The sequence below is a fragment of the Candidatus Cloacimonadota bacterium genome (assembly GCA_034661015.1).
In the GTDB taxonomy this organism is placed as follows: Bacteria; Cloacimonadota; Cloacimonadia; order JGIOTU-2; family JGIOTU-2; genus JAYEKN01.
On the sequence record JAYEKN010000114.1, the window covers coordinates 1 to 3869 of the forward strand.

Below are 3869 nucleotides of genomic sequence, written 5' to 3' on the forward strand. Positions count from 1 at the left end.
TCAAAAATTATCTCATTCACGCAAATAAAACTTTGGCAATAAAAGATAAAAAATTTCAAAAACATTTACAATATTTTGCAGTTATCAGCATTTGGGAAAAATCAAACTACCCGGAGGTAGAAAATGAAAAAAATAACGGTATTATTCGTTATTGTTTTAACAACTTTCTCAATTGTAAATGCAAATAATTTCTCCACTTTTTCCGTAGCAAATACAGACGGTATTTTTGCCACAGAGATCAACCCAGCTGCTCTCGGCTTTGGAAACGCAGGTGGTGTGGGTTTTGTCCAGTTTTTTTCAAATGAAAAAATTGATAAACACCAAAAATTTTTCCTCAATCTTGATAACCTCGGATATTGCTATCAAAAGTACAATGACAGTTACACTCATACATTGGCTGTAGGGCAAGATGTAAAAGGAATCAATCTGTTTTTCGGTTCCGATTATACTTGGGAGAACGATCAATTCAAAAATGGTAGCTTTAAATTTTCATCCCTTTATCGTCCATGGGATTTCTTCTCGGTCGGTATAAACGGGCAGAAATATTTTTCAGATTCTCGCAACGGAACATTGGGGTTTGGTTTAAGACCGATCTCGATTGGTAATAATTTTTGGGACGGCTTGACGATTTCCTACGATATGAGTTTCGATAAAAAAAAATGGGAAAATAAAATTCTTGGAGTTGAAGTAAAACCGGTTAATGGATTTGCTTTCAAAACAACCTATAATTTTGAGGATAAAAAATATTCGGCATCAATCAATATAAATTTTTCCCACTTCCAAATAGGATCGAGTTTATTTAAAACAGGAGAAGATTATCACGGATTTATCTATACAAAAATTTCCGACAAAACTTTCAAAAATTATTTTTTTAAACCCAAAAAGAATAAAATCTACGATTACAAATTAGATGGAATTATTGCGGATCAGCTTCCTTCTACAAAATTTGGTCCGATTGAAATAGTTTCCGCAGATGGTAAAACCTTAGAAGAAATTCTTACTACTTTAACCGAATTAAAAAATAATGATGAAATTACCGGAATCGTTTTTCAATCAGGAAATATTGTTACAAGTATGGCTACTTTTCAGGAGATTAGCACTGCGTTGCTTGATTTCAAATCTTCCGGGAAAAAGATAATTTTTTATTATAAATATGCTTCAAACATGAACTACGTACTGGCAGCTTCTGTTGCAGATAAAATTTATCTTCACCCGAGCGGCGGAATTGATCTGAAAGGTTTGTCCGTTTCCAGCCCTTATATCAAAGACCTTTTGGATACTTTGGGGGTAGATGTGATAAATTTCCGCAGCCACGATTTTAAAACTGCCGGAAACATGTTCTCGGAAGATCATATGACCGAAGCCGAACGCAAAGTATATGAATGTCTTCTTGATAATTTGTATGAAGAAATGATCTCGATGATCTCAAGCGGAAGAAATATTTCGCAAGAAAAAGCAGAAGAATGGGTCAATAACGGACCTTATTATGTCCCACAGGATGCAAAGACAAATGGACTTGTGGACGGAATATTGTACCAGGATGAGCTCGAAGATAAGATAAAAGAAGATTTCGGAGAAGTTAAGATAGTAGAAGAGCACAAACAGAATTATTTCAGAACTGATTGGAGCGATAATCATCAAGATAAAATTGCCATAATTTATGCCTCAGGTTTTATTCATACCGGTAACGGACAGCCCGGACGCACGATCGGATCAAAATCAATGGCCAAAGCTATTAAAGAAGCAAGAGAATCCAAGTCTATAAAAGGAATAATTTTGCGGGTGAATAGCGGTGGGGGTTCTGCCATCGCTTCCGATATTATTGCCCATGAAATGGAAAAATGCCGTGAAGGTGAAAATGCAAAACCGGTCGTGGTTTCAATGTCCGGCGCCGCAGCTTCCGGCGGTTACTTCATCTCCTGCTATGCAGATTCGATAATTGCAGAGCCTTCAACAATTACCGGCTCTATCGGTGTTATTGGGATCATCCCCAATTTTACCAGATTGTATAAAAAAATTCATATCAATTGGGATTATGTAAAAAAGGGGGAACATGCTGATATTGCTTCCACGAGCAGACCGATGACAGAAGCCGAGAAAAATCTGATTCATAAAAGCATAAAGCATTCCTATCGTGATTTTATCGGGTGTGTGGCTGAAGGTAGAGGAATGGATTATGATGAAATTAATAAAATTGCTCAGGGGCGGGTTTGGAGCGGAAAAAGTGCAAAAAAAATTGGATTAGTAGATGAATTGGGTGGGCTGCAAACAGCAAAAAGAGCTATGAAAAAACTTTGCAAAATAGACCCCGAGAAAGAAATTGAGCTCGTAAAATTTCCCAAATCTTCTCCGGCAATGTTAAAAATAAGCTTCAATTCAAATTTAGTTTCTTTTACTAAAACCAAGTTGCCCGACGAACTGAATAGAGTTTCCAACACAATAGAGCAATGGAATCAATTTGGCGATGAGAAAATATTGTTTCTTTGTCCCTATAATTTTTGGGAAGAACAGAAATGATGGAAAATAGAATATAAAAAAAATGTCTGCGAATTACACGAAAAACTCGAGTCGCGTCACTCTTTTAGACACGACTCGGTTTTTCAATCCGTAATCCGTTTCTCCGAAACGGCATGTGGCAACGCAACCTGTTTGTCCAAAACGGAAAATCTCAAATTTCCGGTTTACAAGGAATAAAATAGAAAAACAAAAATATGGCTCAAGATAAAAATATCACGTATAAAATTCTGACAAGATTATGGAAAAGTGGAGATACTCAATCTCTTAATATTTCCGATAAAAAATTAGCCATTTTCAGCGATCTGCATCTTGGCGATGGTGGACCTGCAGATGATTTTCACCATAATGAAGAAATTCTTCTAACGGCTCTTTCGTTTTATAAAAAAAATGATTACACAATAATTTTGCTGGGTGATATTGAAGAACTGTGGCAATTTGATCTGGAACAAGTAAAAATAAGGTACAACAATTCCGTATATAAAAAATTGCGATCATTTGAAAACGAACGCATCATTCGAATATTCGGCAACCATGACCTTCAATGGCAATCTGCACCTGATCCGACTATGAAAAATCCGGTTTCGAATCGTGGGGCACCGGAAGCACTCAAATTAAAATTTCAAAATGATGATGCGATAATTATGCTCGTGCACGGGCACCAGGGCAATGTGGAATCGGATAAAATGAGCTGGGTCAGTAAATTTTTTGTTCGGGGAATATTCAAAACGTTCGAACCATTCATAAAATTTTTGGGATTTTATGGTCATCCGGCAGCGACAAAATCACAGATCACAAACGATTACGAAAAAATCATGTATAGCTGGGCAAAAAAGAATAAAGTAATTTTGATTTGCGGTCATACGCATCGAGCCATATTCGCTGCAAAATCCTCTATTTGTAGATTAGAAGAGAAAATTGAAAAATTGAAATCTGAAATAAAATTTAGCAGAACAAGTAAAACTACCATTAGGAAAAATCGTGAAAAGATACGGGAAATAAAGAATAAAATTAGAGAAGAAAAAAGAAAGAATCGAAACATAGTGGAGTTGGAACCAGTAAATAAACCTCTTCCCTGTTATTTTAATTCCGGCTGTGGATTATATACGGACGGCATAACTAATTTGGAAATAGCAGATAACAAAATAAAACTGGTGAAATGGATTGAGGGTGCAAGCAAACCAAAAATTTTTAGTGGGTGCGAAGAAAGATTATCCGAAATCAATTTCTAAATTTCATTCCCCCACCTTCACCATCTTTCGTACCACAGCATTTTTGCCATATTCCAGTTTGTAGAAATACGTGCCCGGCGAAACTTCGTTTCCATATCTGTCTTTCCCATCCCAGATGATCTT

The 3869-nt window shown here is 36.2% G+C and carries 3 protein-coding genes; all 3 read left to right on the forward strand.

Annotated features, from left to right (window positions below):
• Positions 1–188, forward strand: a 188-nt coding sequence (locus U9P79_04670) for a hypothetical protein (protein ID MEA2103921.1), incomplete at its 5' end; no start/stop codon positions are given.
• Positions 124–2517, forward strand: coding sequence for a signal peptide peptidase SppA (gene sppA / locus U9P79_04675; GenBank protein MEA2103922.1), 2394 nt, complete (start codon positions 124–126; stop codon positions 2515–2517). The genes U9P79_04670 and sppA, both read left to right, overlap by 65 nt.
• A 194-nt stretch (positions 2518–2711) precedes the next feature.
• Entirely contained in the window at positions 2712–3746 is a 1035-nt protein-coding gene (locus U9P79_04680; GenBank protein MEA2103923.1) for a metallophosphoesterase family protein, read from the forward strand.
• Positions 3747–3869 lie beyond the last annotated feature (123 nt).

Excerpts from the sequence above, each read along its gene's own strand:
- U9P79_04680 (MEA2103923.1), top strand. The coding sequence starts at position 2,712 with ATGGCTCAAGATAAAAATATCACGTATAAAATTCTGACAAGATTATGG.
- sppA (MEA2103922.1), top strand. The coding sequence starts at position 124 with ATGAAAAAAATAACGGTATTATTCGTTATTGTTTTAACAACTTTCTCA.